At 47.5% G+C, this 18,975-nt stretch carries 11 protein-coding genes; 9 read left to right on the top strand and 2 right to left on the bottom strand.

All coding sequences use genetic code 11. The annotated features are described in order from the left end of the window. The 6 genes from rpoB to IKG78_RS13560 all read left to right on the top strand — a co-directional run. Positions 1 to 2,844 (top strand): DNA-directed RNA polymerase subunit beta (gene rpoB / locus IKG78_RS13535; protein WP_290944395.1); only part of this gene is annotated, 2,844 nt, incomplete at its 5' end. Positions 2,845 to 2,846: 2 nt separating this feature from the next. Continuing rightward, positions 2,847 to 7,286: a DNA-directed RNA polymerase subunit beta' gene (rpoC, locus tag IKG78_RS13540; RefSeq protein ID WP_290944398.1), complete on the top strand. Its 4,440-nt coding sequence runs from the start codon at positions 2,847 to 2,849 to the stop codon at positions 7,284 to 7,286. A gap of 66 nt (positions 7,287 to 7,352) precedes the next feature. Next, on the top strand, positions 7,353 to 7,742 hold the full coding sequence (rpsL, locus tag IKG78_RS13545) for a 30S ribosomal protein S12 (protein ID WP_072980597.1): 390 nt from the start codon (positions 7,353 to 7,355) through the stop codon (positions 7,740 to 7,742). Between the two features lie 16 nt (positions 7,743 to 7,758). Continuing rightward, a complete protein-coding gene (gene rpsG, locus IKG78_RS13550; RefSeq protein WP_290944405.1) occupies positions 7,759 to 8,235 on the top strand; it encodes a 30S ribosomal protein S7 in 477 nt (158 codons plus the stop codon). Between the two features lie 432 nt (positions 8,236 to 8,667). Then, the gene (locus IKG78_RS13555; RefSeq protein ID WP_290944407.1) at positions 8,668 to 9,741 is read left to right on the top strand and encodes a hypothetical protein; all 1,074 of its coding nucleotides are present in this window, start codon (positions 8,668 to 8,670) and stop codon (positions 9,739 to 9,741) included. A 10-nt stretch (positions 9,742 to 9,751) separates the two neighbouring features. Continuing rightward, positions 9,752 to 10,738, top strand: a complete 987-nt coding sequence (locus IKG78_RS13560) for a hypothetical protein (RefSeq protein ID WP_290944409.1) — start codon at positions 9,752 to 9,754, stop codon at positions 10,736 to 10,738. A gap of 9 nt (positions 10,739 to 10,747) precedes the next feature. Here the strand turns inward: IKG78_RS13560 and IKG78_RS13565 are convergent, their stop codons facing one another. Continuing rightward, entirely contained in the window at positions 10,748 to 12,010 is a 1,263-nt protein-coding gene (locus IKG78_RS13565) for a glycosyl hydrolase (protein ID WP_290944411.1), read from the bottom strand. 201 nt (positions 12,011 to 12,211) lie between these two features. Between IKG78_RS13565 and IKG78_RS13570 the strand changes: the two genes are divergently transcribed. From IKG78_RS13570 to IKG78_RS13580, 3 genes are all read left to right on the top strand, one after another. Beyond that, positions 12,212 to 16,507: a DNA translocase FtsK gene (locus tag IKG78_RS13570; RefSeq protein ID WP_290944414.1), complete on the top strand. Its 4,296-nt coding sequence runs from the start codon at positions 12,212 to 12,214 to the stop codon at positions 16,505 to 16,507. A gap of 257 nt (positions 16,508 to 16,764) precedes the next feature. Next, positions 16,765 to 17,562, top strand: a complete 798-nt coding sequence (locus tag IKG78_RS13575; protein WP_290944416.1) for a hypothetical protein — start codon at positions 16,765 to 16,767, stop codon at positions 17,560 to 17,562. Position 17,563: 1 nt separating this feature from the next. Next, the gene (locus IKG78_RS13580) at positions 17,564 to 18,154 is read left to right on the top strand and encodes a hypothetical protein (RefSeq protein ID WP_290944418.1); all 591 of its coding nucleotides are present in this window, start codon (positions 17,564 to 17,566) and stop codon (positions 18,152 to 18,154) included. Between the two features lie 6 nt (positions 18,155 to 18,160). On the opposite strand, the gene rsmG is transcribed toward IKG78_RS13580, so the two are convergent. Beyond that, a complete protein-coding gene (gene rsmG, locus IKG78_RS13585; protein WP_290944420.1) occupies positions 18,161 to 18,952 on the bottom strand; it encodes a 16S rRNA (guanine(527)-N(7))-methyltransferase RsmG in 792 nt (263 codons plus the stop codon). Between the last annotated feature and the right edge of the window lie 23 nt (positions 18,953 to 18,975).

Below are 18,975 nucleotides of genomic sequence, written 5' to 3' on the forward strand. Positions count from 1 at the left end.
GGCCAGAGCCAGTTGTCCCAGTTCATGGACCAGATGAACCCGCTTTCTGAACTTACTCACAAGCGTCGTCTCTCCGCTCTCGGTCCTGGTGGTCTTACCCGTGAACGTGCAGGCTTCGAAGTCCGTGACGTTCACTACACGCACTATGGCCGCCTCTGCCCGATTGAAACTCCGGAAGGTCCGAACATCGGTCTTATCAACTCCCTCGCATCTTACGCCGTGGTGAACCACTTCGGCTTTATCGAGACTCCGTACCGTATCGTGGGCCTCATCGAATTCAAGGATGCTCAGGGCAACAAGTGCTTCTTCCCGGAAGAGAAGTGGCATTTCGGTATCTTCAAGGGCTTTGTCCATGATCCGCATCTCTTTGTGGAACTGGAACTCACCCAGAAGGAAATCGACACGGTTCGCTTGAACCTCGACAACCGCCAGCGCGAATTGTTCGAAGGTTTCGTGAACAAGGTATTTGCAATCAAGGATGCCGAAGGCAACGTTACTTATCACAAGAACGGCTTCGCTCTTGATGACTTTGACGGTACTGCTGACTACGAACAGGTGGGCGATGTCGTGGAACAGGTCGTTTCCGACTATATCACTTACCTCACCGCTGACGAAGAAGACGCTTTCAAGGTGGCTCCGGCTTCTACCGAACTCGATGATGACAACCGCTTCAAGGGCGACATGGACGGCTACGTCATCGTCCGCGACAAGAGCGAATACCCGCACTTGATGAAGCAGGACTCCATCGCGATTGGCGACGACGAAACCGAACGCATCGACCTCATGGACGTGGCCCCGATGCAGATCGTGTCTGTCGCAGCTGGTCTTATTCCGTTCCTCGAACACGACGACGCTAACCGTGCTTTGATGGGTTCCAACATGCAGCGCCAAGCTGTGCCTCTGCTCCGCGCCGAAGCTCCGGTCGTGGGTACTGGCCTCGAACGCCGCGCCGCTCTCGACTCGGGTACGGTCGTCCGTGCCAAGCACGACGGTCGCGTGACTTTCGTTGACGCTCGCAACATCACTGTGCAGCGTGGCAACATGGTGAACGGCGTATTCGAGCCGCTTACCGGTCTCGGTGAAAACTATGAATTCCTCGGCAAGGATCCGATTGACGAATACACGCTCCGCAAGTTCGAACGTTCCAACCAGGATTCCTGCATCAACCAGAAGCCGATTGTGAACGTGGGCGACTTTGTGAAGGTCGGTGACGTCTTGGCTGACGGTGTTTCTACCGACCATGGCGAACTCGCTCTCGGTAAGAACATCCTCATCGGCTTCCTCCCGTGGAACGGTTACAACTACGAAGACGCTGTCATTATTTCCGAAGAACTCGCTATCAAGGACACGTTCACTTCTATCCACATTGAAGAATATGAACTCGAAGTCCGCGATACCAAGCGCGGTCCGGAAGAATTGACTCGCGAAATTCCGAACGTCGGTGAAGACGCTCTCCGTAATCTCGACGAAAACGGCGTGATCCGCGTCGGTGCCGAAGTCGGCCCGGACGATATCCTCGTCGGTAAGGTGACTCCGAAGGGCGAAACCGAACTCACTCCGGAAGAACGTTTGCTCCGTGCCATCTTCGGTGAAAAGGCCGGCGATGTGCGTGACTCTTCCCTCAAGGCTCCTCCGGGAATGAAGGGCGTCGTGCTCGAAACCCGTATCTTCAGCAAGAAGGACAAGGCCGACAAGAAGAGCAAGGAAAAGGATCAGGAAACCATCGAAGAAATTCGCATGAATTTCCAGAGCCAGATTGATCGCATCAAGGATGCATGCCGTGAACACTTGTTCGACCTCCTCGCCGGTAAGTCCGCTGGCAAGGTCATGGACAACGAAACTCACGAACTCCTCATCCGTGAAGGCCAGACTTACAACGAACAGAACCTCAAGTTCATCGACGTGACGAAGGTTTCTCCGCTCTCCACGTTCGTCGTGGATGACGATGACCTCCAGGACAAGGTACTTTCTCTCGTTCTCGTCGCTCGCGACAACCTCGATACCCTTACCCGCACGATGGAAAAGGAAATCGACAAGGTCACGAAGGGTGACGAACTCAAGCCGGGCGTGCTCAAGTGCGTCAAGGTCTATATCGCGAAGAAGCGTTGCCTCTCCATCGGTGACAAGATGGCTGGTCGCCATGGTAACAAGGGTGTCGTTTCGAGAATCGTCCCGGTCGAAGACATGCCGTTCACTGAAGACGGCCGTCCGCTCCAGATTCTTCTGAACCCGCTGGGCGTGCCTTCCCGTATGAACATCGGTCAGGTGCTTGAAGTTCACTTGGGCTGGGCTGCAAAGACGCTTGGCTTCAAGGTGACGACTCCTGTGTTCGACGGTGCGAAGTTCGAGGACATCTGCAAGGAACTCGAAAAGGCTTACCAGAAGAACCCGATCGTGAACTACGAAATGGATCCGGAAAACAACAAGATTATCGGTAAGGCTAAGCTTTACGACGGCAAGACCGGCGAAGCTCTCCTCAACCCGGTGACCATCGGTTACATGTACTACCTCAAGCTCGGTCACTTGGTCGACGACAAGATTCACGCACGTTCTATCGGTAGCTACGCTCTCGTGACGCAACAGCCTCTTGGCGGTAAGAGCCAGTTCGGTGGCCAGCGCTTCGGTGAAATGGAAGTGTGGGCTATGGAAGCTTACGGTGCTGCTTACACGTTGCAGGAACTCCTCACCGTCAAGTCTGACGATGTGCAGGGCCGTTCCAAGGTCTATGACGCCATTGTCAAGGGTCAGAATACTCCGAAGCCGGGTATCCCTGAATCCTTCAATGTTATGATTCGCGAAGTTCATTCTTTGGGTCTCGACATTGAGACCACTGGAGACAAGTAATTATGGCTGAAGAAATGACTGAACAGTTTGGCGACATTTCTATTCATCTCGCCTCCCCGGACCTGATCCGTTACTGGTCCTATGGCGAAGTGACAAAGCCGGAAACGATTAACTACCGTTCCTTCAAGCCTGAAAAGGATGGTCTTTTCTGCGAAAAGATCTTTGGACCGGTTAAGAACTGGGAATGCAACTGCGGTAAGTTCAAGCGCATCCGCTACAAGGGCGTCATCTGCGACCGTTGCGGCGTCGAAGTGACTCACTCCAAGGTCCGTCGCGAACGCATGGGCCACATCGAACTTGCTATTCCTCTGACCCACACCTGGTTCGTGCGTAACCAGCCGTGCGTCATCGGTGCACTCCTCAACCTCAATACCAAGGACCTCGACCATATCATCTACTACGAAAAGTACGTGGTGATTGATCCGGGTACGACCGACCTCGAACCGAATTCCCTCATTGACGAAGCCCAGTATCAGGACCTCGTTGCCGAAGGACGCGAATTCGAAGCCAAGATGGGTGCTTCTGCTATCAAGCAGCTCCTCGACCGCGTCGATTTGACCAAGCTCTCCGAAGAACTCCGCTTGCAGGCTACTTCCAAGTCGAAGACCAAGCAGGACGATGCCGTGAAGCGCCTCAAGGTCGTCGAAGCTTTCAAGAAGTCCCAGATGGAAAGCTTCAAGAGCTATTACAAGAATCCGGACCCGTCCCGCGATTCCAGCAAGGCTTGGCTCAAGGGTCTTGCCGAAGCTGTCGCCGAATTCAAGGTCGATTACGAATCCAAGCACGAAGACTTTGTGCTTGCCGATGCTTACGAAGAATTCCGTCACCGCTATCCGAGCGAAGCTCGTTTGCTCGCAAACCAGCCGTCCTGGATGATTCTCGACGTTCTTCCGGTGATTCCGCCGGATCTTCGTCCGCTCGTTCCGCTCGAAGGTGGCCGTTTCGCAACGTCTGACTTGAACGAACTTTATCGTCGCGTCATCAACCGCAACAACCGCTTGAAAAAGCTCATCGACATCCGTGCCCCTAACGTGATTCTCTGCAACGAAAAGCGTATGTTGCAGGAAGCTGTTGACCAGCTGTTCGACTGCGGCAGACGCACCGCTCGTGCAGGTTCTGCACGTCCGCTTAAGAGCCTCGCCGAACTCCTCAAGGGTAAGCAGGGCCGCTTCCGTATGAACCTCCTCGGTAAGCGTGTGGACTATTCCGGCCGTTCCGTGATTGTCGTGGGACCGGAACTTCGCATGCACCAGTGCGGTCTCCCGAAGCGCATGGCTCTCGAACTTTACAAGCCGTTCATCATCCAGCGTTTGGAAGAAGAAGGCATCGTTTATACGCTCAAGTCTGCAAAGAAGTACGTTGACGCAGAACGTCCGGAAGTTTGGGACATTCTTGAACAAATTATTGAAGACCACCCGGTCATGTTGAACCGTGCTCCGACGCTTCACCGCTTGGGTATCCAGGCGTTCTATCCGAAGCTCATCGAAGGTAACGCGATTCGTCTCCACCCGCTCGTCTGTACGGCTTTCAACGCTGACTTCGACGGTGACCAGATGGCTGTGCATCTTCCGCTTAGCTTCGAAACTCAGCTCGAATGCCGCGTGTTGATGCTTTCTTCGAACAACATTTTGCACCCGGCTTCCGGTCAGCCGATCGCTGTGCCGGGCCAGGACATCGTGCTAGGGCTCTACTACCTGACCAAGCCGCGTCCGAACCGCAAGGGCGAAGGCATGCACTTCTACGATGCTGCCGAAGCTATCCGCGCTTACGAAAACGGCGCTGTCGATTTGAACGCGAACGTCTATCTCAAGCTCAAGGCCGGTCGCAAGATTTACATGGGCGCTGTCGAAAAGGATTGCACCTGCGTTCGCGAAATGGCCGATGACAATGGCAATATCGAAGTCAATGTCAAGGCAGGCGAAAAGGTCAAGTTCCTCACGCTCAAGGAAGACAACGTCATCAAGACGACTGTCGGCCGTATCATCTTCAACGAATTCGTTCCGGCAGCGCTTGGCTACGCCAACGAAACCTTCGGTAAGAAGGTCATTGCGAAGTCCATCGACGACCTCTATCGTCGTACCGGCAACCGCGTGACTGTCGATTACCTCGACGACCTCAAGGCCAACGGTTACAAGTGGGCAACGCGTGCTGGTTCCTCCGTGGCTATCGCCGAAATGGTGATTCCGAAGGAAAAGCAGGAAATGCTCGACAAGGCTGCCGAACAGGTTTCCAAGATTCGCGCCCTTTACGAAGACGGTGTCATTACCGACGGTGAACGTTATAACCAGACGATTGACGTGTGGTCCAAGACGACGTCCGACGTTGCTGCAAAGCAGTGGGATTTGCTCTCTCACGACCGTGACGGTTTCAACCCGGTCTATATGATGGCTGACTCCGGCGCTCGTGGTAGCCGTGAACAGATTAAGCAGCTGTCCGGTATGCGTGGTTTGATGCAGAAGCCGATCAAGCAGCTCGGTGGTCAGGAAGTTATTGAAAACCCGATTAAGTCCTGCTTCCGTGAAGGCTTGAACGTGATGGAATACTTCATTTCGTCTCACGGTGCTCGTAAGGGTCTTGCTGATACCGCTCTTAAGACGGCTGACGCTGGTTACCTTACCCGTCGTCTCGTTGACGTGGGCCAGGACCTCGTGATTACCGAACCGGACTGCGGTACGACGAATGGTATCGAAGTTTCCGCATTCAAGGACGGTGACGATACTGTCATTCCTCTTGAAGAACGTTTGCTCGGTCGCGCCCCGGTCGAAGACATCAAGCACCCGGTGACGGGCGAAGTGATCGTGAAGGCTGGCGAACTCGTGACTGAACGCGACCTCCCGAAGATTTCTGCTACGGGTCTTGAACACATCAAGATGCGCTCCGTGCTCACTTGCGATTCCAAGACGGGCGTTTGCGCCAAGTGCTATGGCCGTATGTTGGCTTCCGGTCGTCCGGTTGACCTCGGCGAAGCGGTCGGCGTGCTTGCAGCACAGTCCATCGGTGAACCGGGTACGCAGCTTACCCTCCGTACGTTCCATATCGGTGGTGCTTCTTCCCGTTTGACTGTCGAAAGCGACAAGAAGGCTATTGTCGATGGCCGCGTCGAACTCGAACAGGTCGAAACGGTTGAACACGAAGGCCAGAAGGTCGTCGTCTCCCGTATGGGCGAACTCGTTATCTTTGACAATACCGGCATCAACAAGGGCCGTTACCAGATTCCGTACGGTGCTATCATGCACGTCGAGAACAACGCTACCGTCAAGAAGGGCGACAGCATGTTCGAATGGGATCCGTATAACAGCCCGATTATTACGAACGTTGCCGGTACGATTGCATTTAGCAACCTTATTGAAAACAGAACTTACCGTATTGAACGCGATGAAATGACCGAAGTCGAAACTTGGATCGTCATCAGCGACAAGCAGCACGGTAAGAACCAGCTGCGTCCGGTCATTATCATCAATGACGAACGTGGCGAAAAGGTTGGCCACTTCATGTTGCCTGACGGCGCTATCCTCGCCGTGCACCAGGGCGACAAGGTCACTTCTGGCCAGGTTATCGCGAAGCTCCCGCGTGCTGCTGGTAAGACCCGCGATATTACCGGCGGTCTTCCGCGCGTCGCAGAACTCTTCGAAGCCCGCGTGCCGAAGAACAAGGCCTTCATCGCACCGGTTGACGGTCTCGTCAAGTACGGTAACGAAGTGCGCAACAACCAAGAAGTTATTATTCAGCAGATGGACGGCAACGAAGAGAAAGTGCTGGTTCCGCGTGGCGTACATCTGGCGGTCAATGACGGTGACCGTGTCCGTGCTGGTCAGAAGATCAGCGAAGGCAGTGTGGATCCGCACGATATCCTCGACGTTCTCGGACCCGAGGATGTGCAGCGCCACTTGGTGAACGAAATCCAGGCAGTGTATCGCCTGCAAGGTGTGGCTATTGCAGATAAGCACATCGAATGTATCGTTCGTCAGATGATGCGCAAGGTCCGCATTATAGATCCGGGTGAATCCGAACTCTTGCCGGGCGAAGAAATTTCCAAGACCCGTCTCCGTACCGAAAACGAACGTCTGCGCGCTCTCGGTAAGGCCGAAGCTAAGTATCAACCGATGCTCCTTGGTATCACTAAGGCTTCTTTGGCAACGGACAGCTTCATTTCTGCAGCGTCCTTCCAGGAAACCCAAAAAATCCTTACCCGCGCCTCCATCGAAGGTTGCGTGGATCCGCTCATGGGTCTTAAGGAAAACGTGATTATGGGAAGACTCATTCCGTGCGGTACTGGTGCCCGTCACTTGAGGAACGTCCAAGTGATTGATGCCGATGCCGACGAAATGGAAGAACGCTCTCGTTTGCAGAATGTACAGGCCGATAATTATGATTCTGGTTCCGGAATCCAGCTTTTGGATAACGAAATCGGGTCTTCTGATGACGAAGATACGGATAATTAAGGCTAAGTACTTGAAATATTTGGAAATAAAACTATATTTGCACTCCAAAATCTAGGAGATTAAACAGTGCCAACTATTCAACAGCTCGTCCGTAACGGACGTGAACAGATCAGCAACAAGACCGCTTCCGTGGCCTTGAAGTCTTGCCCGCAGAAGCGCGGCGTTTGCACCCGTGTTTACACCAGCACCCCGAAGAAGCCGAACTCTGCTCTTCGTAAGATTGCTCGTGTGCGCCTTTCCAACAAGATGGAAGTTACCGCTTACATCCCGGGTGAAGGCCACAACCTCCAGGAACACTCCATCGTGCTTATCCGCGGTGGTCGTGTGAAGGACGTTCCGGGTGTTCGTTATCACATCATCCGTGGTACGCTCGATACCCAGGCAGTGAACGGTCGTCAGAATGGCCGCTCTAAGTACGGTGTTAAGAAAAAAGGTGCCGCTCCGGCCAAGAAGTAAGGAAAGGAAGTAATCTATGTCTAGAAGAAGAAAGGCTCTCCATCGCTCCATCCTCCCGGATCCGCGTTTCCACTCCACGCTCGTCACCGAACTCGTCGGTGTCGTGCTCAAGCAGGGCAAGAAGACCATCGCTGAACAGATCGTCTATACCGCTCTCGACCTCCTCGACAAGAAGGTTGAAGGCAAGGAAACCCCGCTCGAAAAGTTCGAAATGTGCCTTGAAAACATCAAGCCGCGTGTCGAAGTCAAGTCCCGTCGCGTTGGTGGTGCAAACTACCAGGTCCCGATGGAAGTTGCTCCGGATCGCGCCAAGGCTCTCGCTCTCCGCTGGCTCCTCGATGCAGCTCGTAACCGCAACGAAGCCAACATGGCAGAACGCCTTGCTGCAGAACTCGTTGCCGCCAAGAACAGCGAAGGCAACGCAGTCCGCAAGAAGAACGATACGCATAAGATGGCCGAAGCCAACAAGGCTTTCGCTCACTTCCGTTTCTAATTCCTGCGCGCAAGCACAGAATTATCCTAGAGAAGGGTCCGCGACTTTATCGCGGACATTTTCTGCTTTTATGCGAAATGCCGGGAAAAGAGTATACTCATTCTTGCTGCTCTCGCCTTGCTTGTCATTGAGCAAGCTCATGACTCGGCGGGTATCAAATGAGAGTCCACGAGTGGTCTCTCGCTTGATACCCTTGCTTGTCATTGAGCAAGCTCATGACTCGGCGGGTATCAAATGGGAATCCACGAGTGGTCTCTCGCTTGATACCCTTGCTTGTCATTCCCGCCTCCGAGCGGGAATCTCCTTCTTGTCATCCTCGAAGCGAAGCGTAGGGGATCCAGTGCCTATTCAGGATTAATTGTTGATATTATCCGATTAGGATTATCTAAAAAGGATAATCTTTTTTGGATAAAAATTGTATTTATGTTATATATGGAACTTCTGCGAAATCTTTGCTTGTTGTTTTTGGTGCTTGCTGCTCTCCTTTGCGGGTGCTCTCAATCCAACGAAGAGGGTGTGAAAAGCGCAAAGCGGTTTGAGGAGCTGAAGGCTCTGCCTCTGGATACAGTTCTTTCGCGTGCGTTTGCGTTTTACGAGCAGTACCAGGCGACGAATGACACGCTGCTACGCGATTCCATGAACGATTACAAGAGCCACTTCTTTGCGAGATGGAAACGATCCACGGATTCTCTTTGTGCAACGATTCCGGCAGATGATTCTCTGGCGGCTGATTTACGTGACATCTATGAAGTTGTGCTGGAGTTCAAAGCTAAACGTATGTATCGTTATATTCTCGACAGGGAAAAACGCGATTCCCTTGAGAATACTTTAAATGAAAAGAGAAAGAACGCTAAGCCTATCGACATTGCTGATATTCTTGCTGATATGAAAAAATGGAAAGAAAATCCGGACTCGATACGAACACTTCATAATCAACGAGATAGTGTCGAGAGCGCCGAAATTTGGGGCATTCCGCTTGAAGAGGCTTTGGCGGGCTTGAAAAATGATTCAAACAACGTTTTGAATCGTGTATATTTTGTTCAAACAATGGATTTGGTTTATATGGATACATCTGCTTCTGATATGAATGATTTGGATAAGATTAATTTATACCGTATAAAGCGGAAAGACTGGAAAAAAGTGAAATCTGCCTGCTTGAACAAAACGCCAATGGGCCAACAAGTTATTGTTCTAAACGATGAATATGAATCTTTATTGAATAATTTTATGAAAGCGAATGTCCATGAGAGCCGCCAAGAGAGATATACGTTATTGCCAAATAAATATCCTTTTTGGTATCCGATGATTTCTGTTGTCCCTCATCATTCAGGCGACGACTATCATTTCAATTCGTTTCCGACCATATGGAGTGCTGTGTTTAACAAAACTCATGACATGGTAATGCTGAATGTAGAGGAATCCTTCAATAATGGAGGGTCTTACTATTTATCCAAGAAAAACGGAAAATGGAAATTGGTAATGCATAAGCGTGGTTGGGTGGCGTAAGGAGTCTTTTATGAAAAAGATTTTTGTGAACTGCGTTTTGGTGCTCCTGGCTATCGCTCTCCTTTGCGGGTGCTCTGAGTCTAATGAAGAGGGTGTGAAAAGCGCAAATAGGTTTGAGGAGCTGAAGACTCTGCCTCTGGATACTGTTCTTTCTCGAGCGATTGCGTTTTACGAGCAGTACCAGGCGACGAATGACACTCTGCTACGCGATTCCATGAACGATTACAAGAGCCACTTTTTTGCGAGATGGAAACGATCCACGGATTCTCTCTGCGCAACGATTTCGGCAGATGATTCCCTGGCGACCGAATTGCGAGAAATCTATGAAGCAGTTTTGAAATATTTTTTTGAATATGATTTTAAACACAGGTATTGGCTTACGCTTGATACAGCAAGGCGTGAATCTCTTCTTGTGATGGTAGGTAGCGCACAAAAGGTAGAACTGGAAAACTATGGTATTCGAGAAGCGGCGATTATGGGTATTCCATTTGAAGAAGCTTCGTCTGCCTTGAAAAAGGATTCTGTTGGTATATTCAAAATCGTTTATTTTGTTCAAAGCTTGCGAGTGCGTTATATTGATACTGTCGCCGCTGATATGGAGGCTTTGCAAAAGATCGATCCGTTCGATATAAAATGGAGTGAAAGAAAAGAAGCGATATCTGCCTGTATGGAAAAAACTCCGATAGGCCAGCAGGTTCTTGTTTTAAACAAGGAATATAAATCGTTATTGAGCAATTTTATGAAAACGAAAACCCGTAGGGATAGCCATTTTTTGTTTCGAGAGATTTCTGCTTTGTGGCGTTTTTGGAATGATCCTTTCCCTTTTCACTCATTCCCGACCGCGTTGCGTGCAATATTTAATAAAAATCGTGATATGGTAAATTTATACGTGGATAACGGCTACATCCAAGGTTTGTTCGACTTGTCCAAGCGTTCGGGAAAATGGGAAGTTGTAATGTTTCGATCCGAATGGAAATATAGAGGCCACAAACGATGATTTTTGAAATTACTGTTGCATCGACAGCCTGTAGATACTTTGTGTGTTTGCTTCGGGAATGTCCAGCATGTGTTCGCCTGCAGTAAATGTCTGCACGCTGCTTTGCCACAAGATGCGGCCCTGATAATCTAGCTGCAGAACGCTAGCTTTTACGGTACTTGCCACTTGGATATGGAGCTTTCCGTTACTAAAATTGAGTTTCCATTGGCCTGCCCGTCGCGCATTCTCGATGCTAGCAGACTGGCTGCTGGAGGAACCTACGCCAAATGAACTTGAACCACCGTTAGAAATATCGCGCGAACTGCTTGACGAACTTGCGGCACTCGAAGAATTCGCATTACTCGAAGAACTCTGGGGCGGAGCACTTTGCATCTTCGCGACCCCCGCCTTCCACGCATCGACTGCCGCCTGCGACGTGTTGAGCGCCCAGTCGCCCTCGTTTGCTTCCTTGCTCTGGCTGAACCACATCACCGCAAATACACGGGAGAAGTCGGTCGCAAAGTGTTCGAACATGTCGGTAATCCATTCGGCCTTGTTGCCACCCCTCTCGGAACTCGAAATTTCGGCGATGAAAAGAGGCTTGTTGATTTTGGCGAGTGCATCGTATGCTTTCTTGAATACCTGCGAGAATGTCTGCCAGCTGGACCAGCTTTGGCAAGTGCCCCAGTTGTAGCCGTCGATGGAAATGTAGTCGACGTATTCGTCACCGGGGTAGTTGCCGGTGAGCGTCGAACCCTTTCCTGAATTCGAGGCGTTGGTGGTCCACACCCACTTGACGTTCTTCACGTTTTCATCGCGGAATATTTTGACGATATGGCGAAACGCTTCGGCGACGTTCGCGTCGGTATTGCCGGCGCCTGCCTTGCCTACGCCCCAGTCGTACCAGTCGCCGTTCGCTTCGTGGAGCGGCCTGAGCCAGATTTCTTCGCCGTAGCCTTTGACACCCTTGGCGTAGTCGCGGATGTAGCTGTCCGCCTTGCCGTTGACCAGGTCCTGCGCGTTGTAGCCGTTCGCCATCCAGGTCACCACAAGCGTGGAACCGTTGTTTTTCGCGACATCTGCGAACTCTTCGGTCGCGTTCCAGTCGTTCATGTCGAAGAGCGCGAAATAGCTGATGAGGTCAATGTGCGTGCCCTGCAAATCTTGGAATGCCTGCACGTTTTCTTGAGTGGGCTGCGGGTATTGTCCGGGACCTCCGACCCAAGCGCCTACTTGGAATGCCATCGCTGCGACAGGTGTGACGCAAAGAAACATGAAAAGTTTGTTGTTCATAAAGACACCGTTAAGTTTTTTTACTCTTAAAAGATATGTTAAACGCTTTTGAATAGTTCGAATAAAAGCGAATAAAAATTTCAAAGTGTCTCTAGTGTTTTTTTGAAGAAGAATCGATTGAAATCTTTGATGGGTTCCGTAAAAAGCTGGATTTTTTATTAAAATTCTCCAAAGATAATAGAACTTTTAAAAAGAGCCCCCATGCACAACATTCTTGCCCAAATTACCGTTGCAGACATTGGAACATTTGAACAGGCCGAATTCAAGACTGTCGTTGATACATCTTCAAGCCAGACTATTCTTGAAATTCTAAAATCGTTTGGCGTTGAAGGTCAAATCGTCGGAACGGAAACCGGCCCCATAGTAACCAGCGTGTATTTTGCGCCGGCACCGGGAATTCGCATCAATTCCATTACAGAACGCACCGACGATTTGCAAGTCGCATTGGGAGTTTCAAGCTTAAAAATTACTCTTGCGCCAGAAAAGAAAGCCGTCGCCATCGAAGTCCCTAACCCGCACCCCTGCAAAATTCCATTCGGCAACATTTTCCATTCTGCACATAACGGAATGCGCCTGCCCGCAGCACTTGGAGTGGATACAAAGGGCAACCCTGTTTATCTTGACATTGCGCAAACTCCGCACTTGCTCATCGCGGGGCAAACCGGTTCTGGGAAATCCGTCTGTCTCAATTCCATTATCGTATCCTTGGCGCTCCACTGCCGCCCTGTCGATTTGCAATTTTTGCTCATTGATCCCAAACGCGTAGAGTTCTTTCCTTACGAGCAAATGCACAACCTCATTTCTGGGCACGTCATCAAGAATGTTGATGAAGCTATACACTCGTTGAAATGGCTAGTGCAAGAGATGGAAGTCCGCAACAACATTCTTGAAAAATGCAGATGCCGAAACATCAATGATTTCAAGAAAAAGTTAAATCAAGGGCAAATCGAGGGCATGCCAATTCCATATACGCAGGACATGCCCTACATCGTCGCTGTCATCGATGAATATGCAGATTTGATGATGCGTTCTTCAAAAGATTTGACCGACTGCATCATGGCTCTGGCACAGAAAGCCCGAAGCGTCGGCATACACCTGATTCTCGCAACGCAAAGACCCAGCACAAAAGTTATTTCAGGAGATATCAAAGCGAACTTCCCGACAAGAATCGCATTGAGAACAGCAGTGGCGACCGATTCCTCGACCATCCTCGGATGCGGTGGAGCCGAAAAGCTTTTAGGCAAAGGAGACATGCTCCTTTCGTGCGACGGGGACATCAGGAGGATTCACGGATGTTATATATCCGACGAAGAAATCGACAAGGCTATATCGGCGTTGCCGTCCGATAATTTATTCTACTTCAACAATGAAAATATTTTCACAACCGATTTTGAAGCGTATATAAGCAATCAATTCAAGGATCGCCCGACATGGGGCGAAATCAATGCCGTATGCAAGGCCGCCCTAGAAAATCTAAATGATTATTTTGTGCAAAAAGAAATCGCCGTTAATTTAAATGTCTGCAAAGAAGAACTAGCCGACATTTGGCAACAAATACGAACCGCTTGCGAGAACCCAGAAATTTGCAAACAAATTATAGAACATTATATTAAAAAGCCGACAATAGCGGAATCGAAATTTGTAAAATTTATCATTTATACGAATTTTAATTTCAAGGATTGCGAAGGAAACAATCCCTTTATAACGCATATTCTTGAAAAAGCCATCAATGAAGGCGACAAAACGGCCCTTATTTCTGTAGGATTCTTCTGCAATTCCATCGGTTATGACAATGAGTTAATCAAAAAAGAAATAACGGCCATGTGCGAAAGCAACGAGAAAGCAAAAGAATTCATCTATGAGCACTTTGAAAATTTCAAGTCGATTATCATCGAATGGGCGCAGAGTGGAGATGAAAGGGCGAAAAGTTTCCTATGCTCGCATTACAAAGATTGTGCAGAATTCAAGGAATTGATGATAGAACAGGCTTATCATTTAGATGAAAAAGCAAAGGATTTCGTTATTCAAAATGCATCAGAATTTAACGAGTCTATAGTTATTTGGGTCAAAAACGACGCCGAACGTATTTTCAAAAGTCCTTTAGACCATAAATTTGTCATAGTAGATTGGGCTATCGCAGGGATCAAAAACGCAGATAAGTTTATATGCAATCTAAGTAGAGAATACGATGGGTTTAGATATCGCTTAGGATGGTTAGCTAATGAAGGAAATAAAAAAGCAATTGATTTTATATTGAATCACCATCAATTCTTTGAATTTATATTTTCAAAAAAATACAAAGCATTCGATGGTTTAGACAGCGTTATTTATAGTCGAGCGACAGAAAGAATTTCGGCAAACAAAAATGATAAAGCCGCTAAAATTTTGAAATGCCGACATCCAGAGCTCTTTAAGGGCTTTATAATTGAATGGGCGAACGGCAACGATGCGAATGCTTTAGATTCCATTTTAAACAACTATGATCTTTTTGAAGAAATAATTGGCGATGAGCTAAAAAAGTCCGTATATAACAGATCCTATACTCGCACAAACTATAATAGTAATGATCAAAAAGCCAAAGAATTTTTCTTCAAGAATATTTTCCTATTTGACCAATTCAATAATTACAGAGACGCAATATCAAAATGGGCCAATGAAGGAGACCTGAATTCCATTAATTTCATTTACGAGAACTACACAAACTTCAAAAAAACAATAGAAACCTGGGCGACCCATAGTGAAAAAGATGCAAAACGCTTTATTTTTAAACACATGATTGATTTTGAATCTACTATAATCAATTTAGCAAACATTCAAGAAGACCAAGATACTATAAAATTTATTTGTACCCATCCATACGTTTTTAAAGATATCATAAAGGATTGGGCAGTCAATAAAAATGATCAAATTGCAAAACAATGTATTTACAGCCATCCATACTATTTTAATGAAACCATAAAGGATTGGGCAGTCAATAAAAATGATCAAATTGCAAAACAATGTATTTATAGCGATCCATCCAATTATAATCCATACGATTTTAAAGATATCATAAAGGATTGGGCAAACCGCAATAATGACTACAAAGCCAAAAGTATTATTTATAGCAATTCGATTTTATTCAAAGAAACAATAATTGAATGGGCTAACAACAATAACCCAAAGGCACAAATTGCAATTTATAATAATCCATCCAACTTTAACGAAATAATATTTAAATGGGCAAACGATCACAAAGATGAGAGAGCGATAAATATCATCTATAGTTTACCACAACATTTTGAAAAATCCATCGTCGATTGGGCCGAAAACGGAAATAACAATAAGGCAAGAAATTTCATTTATGCATACTACGATAAATTTAAAGAAATGATGGGTGGATACCACATTTTTAAAGATGCCATGATTAAATGGGCAAACAATGGTGACGTAAAGGCAAAAGAAATTGTTTACAAGCACTCTCAAGTGTTCAAAGAATTATTGACTGATTGGGCCGATAATAAGAATGATGAAAAAGCAAAAAATATTATTTATGGCCATTTGCATAATAACGAAAGTGAGAATTCAATCGCTAATATCATTGACAATCCAGACAACTGGACAGACTCCACTTGTATAGATTTTATAAAAAAAGAGGCGCTAGAAGGCAATGAGTATGCACAACATATTATAACAAGCAATGATTTTCTAGAAATATTTGGATTTTTTGAGGAGGAATCAGAACTTAATCTGGATTTGATAATTGATTTTTTTGTCATACATAGAGATTTAGATTGGGTTCATGATTTTATTTGTGAATGGTGGTGGAAGCATAGAGAATTAGAAGAAACCTTTTTCGAATGGGTTAGAGAAGGGGATCCTCTTGCAAGAGAAAGGTTCTTCGAAAGACTTGACGAAGACATTGATCAATATAAAGCGCTAGAAAATAGTGACTTTAGAAAGACAATAATTTTACTCACAGATGAAGGCGACGAAAGAACAAAAAAGATAATTCTTGAAAATTTTGACTTTTTTAAAAAAGACAATGTTGAAAATTCCATAATCAAGTGGGCTGAAAGTGGAGATAAAGAAGCTGAAGATTGTATAGCAACTATTTATACTTATTATGATAAATTTGAAGATTCTATAATTAAACTGGCTGAAAGTGGAGATGAAAAAGCCGTAGCAATTATTTATAACCATTATGATGAATTTAAAGATTCTATAACTAAATGGGCAAATGAATGTAATGAAAAAGCTCAAAAGCTAATTAGAGAAAATGTATATCAATTCAAGGAATCCCTCATCAGTAGTGCAATAGCAGGAAAAGAGTGGTCGAAAAATATCGTTCTCGATTCATATTACTATTATTTTAAATGCAAGTTCAATCTCAACCATTATATAGTTAAATGGGCTGAAGAAGGCGACGAAAGAGCGCAAAAGATAAAAGAAGATTTGGATGCTCAAAATCGAGAACTTGACCAGGACGACCTCGATTATCTGACGTCTTTGTTCTAAACTCAGTAACTTTTAAGATATTTTCTCTTACGGTTTACATCTATAATTTTCGAGTCGATATATCTAATGCAAGGGCCGAGAGCTTTCGCATTTGAAGCGGGAGGTTCTGCCAACGCATCGAAGGGCTCGATTCTAGCCTGAACTACACATTCTCTAAAGCCCTGCCGCTTTCTAGCAGGACTCTTTTAGGGAGTTTTGCAAAAAAGTTTAAAACGTCAGTCACAACTGGCGTTTTTTGCATAAAAAAGGACAACACTATGGAAAATCAGATACAAACCACCCAGAACAACGCCCACTTCGTCACGTACGCCTACTCCAAGGATTTCCACGGCAAGGAGCCTGACTACAACGTCGATCACGGCGAAGGTATCGGCTACGATATCCAGCTAGAATGCATGATTTACACCACGAGCTTGGAAGAAGCCGAGCACGACATTCTCGAATACGCCAAGAAATACACGAACAAAGAAAAGCCGCTCTTTGGGTTCCATGTGTTCGAGCGTCCGGGCAACGCCTATATTATCACGACCAAGGAAGGAGCGACCGAACGTACTTCTGAACGTTGGTACGGTCCCGACGGCACGCTTGTAGCAAAGAGCGACACCTCTACGGTATCAAGCGATCCCGAAGAAAAACGAATGTTCAAAGGCTGGGAATGCACTCATTTCAAGAAGGGCGATATCGTCGAATTCTATACGCCTAAACGTCATTACATTGCTCTGGGAATCGTGATGAGCGACGTTTGTCCGCCAGATGTGGCTGCGATGTTGCACGACCGACACGGCAATAGACGCGGATACGATGCCGACAAAGTCCGTATCGTCACGCCGAACTACAACGAACAAGGCTCATTCGGCGTTGGCACGTCTCTCAAATATTCCATGATTTGGGTCCACACCATCAACGTCTTTAAGCTGAGTTTGCCTTTGACAAAGACAGACGAAATCATGCTGCGATTCGTCGAAGAAACCGAACGCAGGAAAGGCGAAGCGCTGGAACAGGTTCACCAAGAATTATTGAAAGAAAAGCAGTTGAAAGAAGCGGGGAATCTTTAAGATGAAACAAATCATTGTCTTTTTCATCGCGTTCTTTGTTACGGTTTCCCTTGGCATCGCGCAGGATTTCCGCAAGCCGACTCGTCCGAAGTACGACTTCACCCGCTCTACTCATGGAGAGCCGTTTGCTTACGAAATCAAAGGCGGAAAAGCCATCGAAGTAAATGGAGTGGCTGTCTGTGAATATCGAATGGCAAGCGGGAAGCGCCTTCATTACAAAGCAAGCGAATTCGATGTGGAATTTAGCGATAAATGTCCCGATTTAGGATTCTCGTTTCTGACCATGTGGGAACCATACACAAAGCTTGGCAAAAGCAAAACTTGGGTCTGTTCTTACGGGTGGGGCAGTCATAACGGCTATGTATTTCGCTTTATGAAAAGTTCATGCCCAGACGTGATTATCGCGACAAGCGTTGGAGCGTGGCTCGAAGAACTCAATTTCGGACAAGGCGGATTCGAAGTTAAAGATTTTGCCAACATTCCACAGGTAAGAACAAGATACAACTTGAACACTTTAGAGAACAATCCAAAATTCGCTGAACGCGTGAAATACCGGGCGGCAAGAGGATTGATTTACAAGCTAGAGCCGTAAGCTATATTATTCTTCTCTTTCGAGGATAATCAATGCACGGTCTTGGGTGCTGTTCGGGATGGTGTAGAAATGTTTTCCAATAAATTTGTAGCCGAAATCTTCGGGATAAAACGTTTTTAATTCGTCTGCAACAGCAGGGCCTTTCATGAAATATACGCGACCGCCGACCTTGAGTGAATTCGCGATACGCGGAAGCGTTTTTTCCATAAGTTCGAACGCTCGGCTAATTACGCCATCGACGGGGATGGTCATGCTGCGGCTTGTGACCTTGTGTCCAAAGACATCAATTCCCTTGAGGCCCATTTTTTCGATGACCATGTTGAGGAAGTTGATGCGGTTCGGGCGCGGTTCGCACAATGTCAGCTGAATACGCGGATTCACGATTTTGAGCGGGATTCCCGGAAAGCCGGCACCGCTGCCGACATCGATCATTCGCGCTGGCCACTTGGGCACGTAGGCGTTGATAAGTGTGCAGTCGGCGTAATGGCGTTCCACCATCGTCTCGAATGCGTTGAGGCGGGTCAAGTCCTGGTCGTCGTTGTTCGCACGGAGCAATTGGTGGAATTCCCAAATTTGCTTGAGCGTCTCTTGCTGGAGTTCTACACCGTAGTAATGCAGCAATTTGTCGAGGCCTGCAAGTGATGGCGTGACGCGCTTGCCGTTGAAAAGCGGAAAGTCGGTGCGGGGGGCCTTGAGGTGCGGCACAAAGTCGCGACCCGCCGCCGAAGCATTGCGATTCAAGGATTTATCCGCCAAATTTGCACGCGGCTTAGAATTTTTCGACCAAGAAGATACCATATCAGAAATTTAGAAACTCATTC

The organism is Fibrobacter sp. (genome assembly GCF_017545445.1).
Classification (GTDB): Bacteria; Fibrobacterota; Fibrobacteria; order Fibrobacterales; family Fibrobacteraceae; genus Fibrobacter.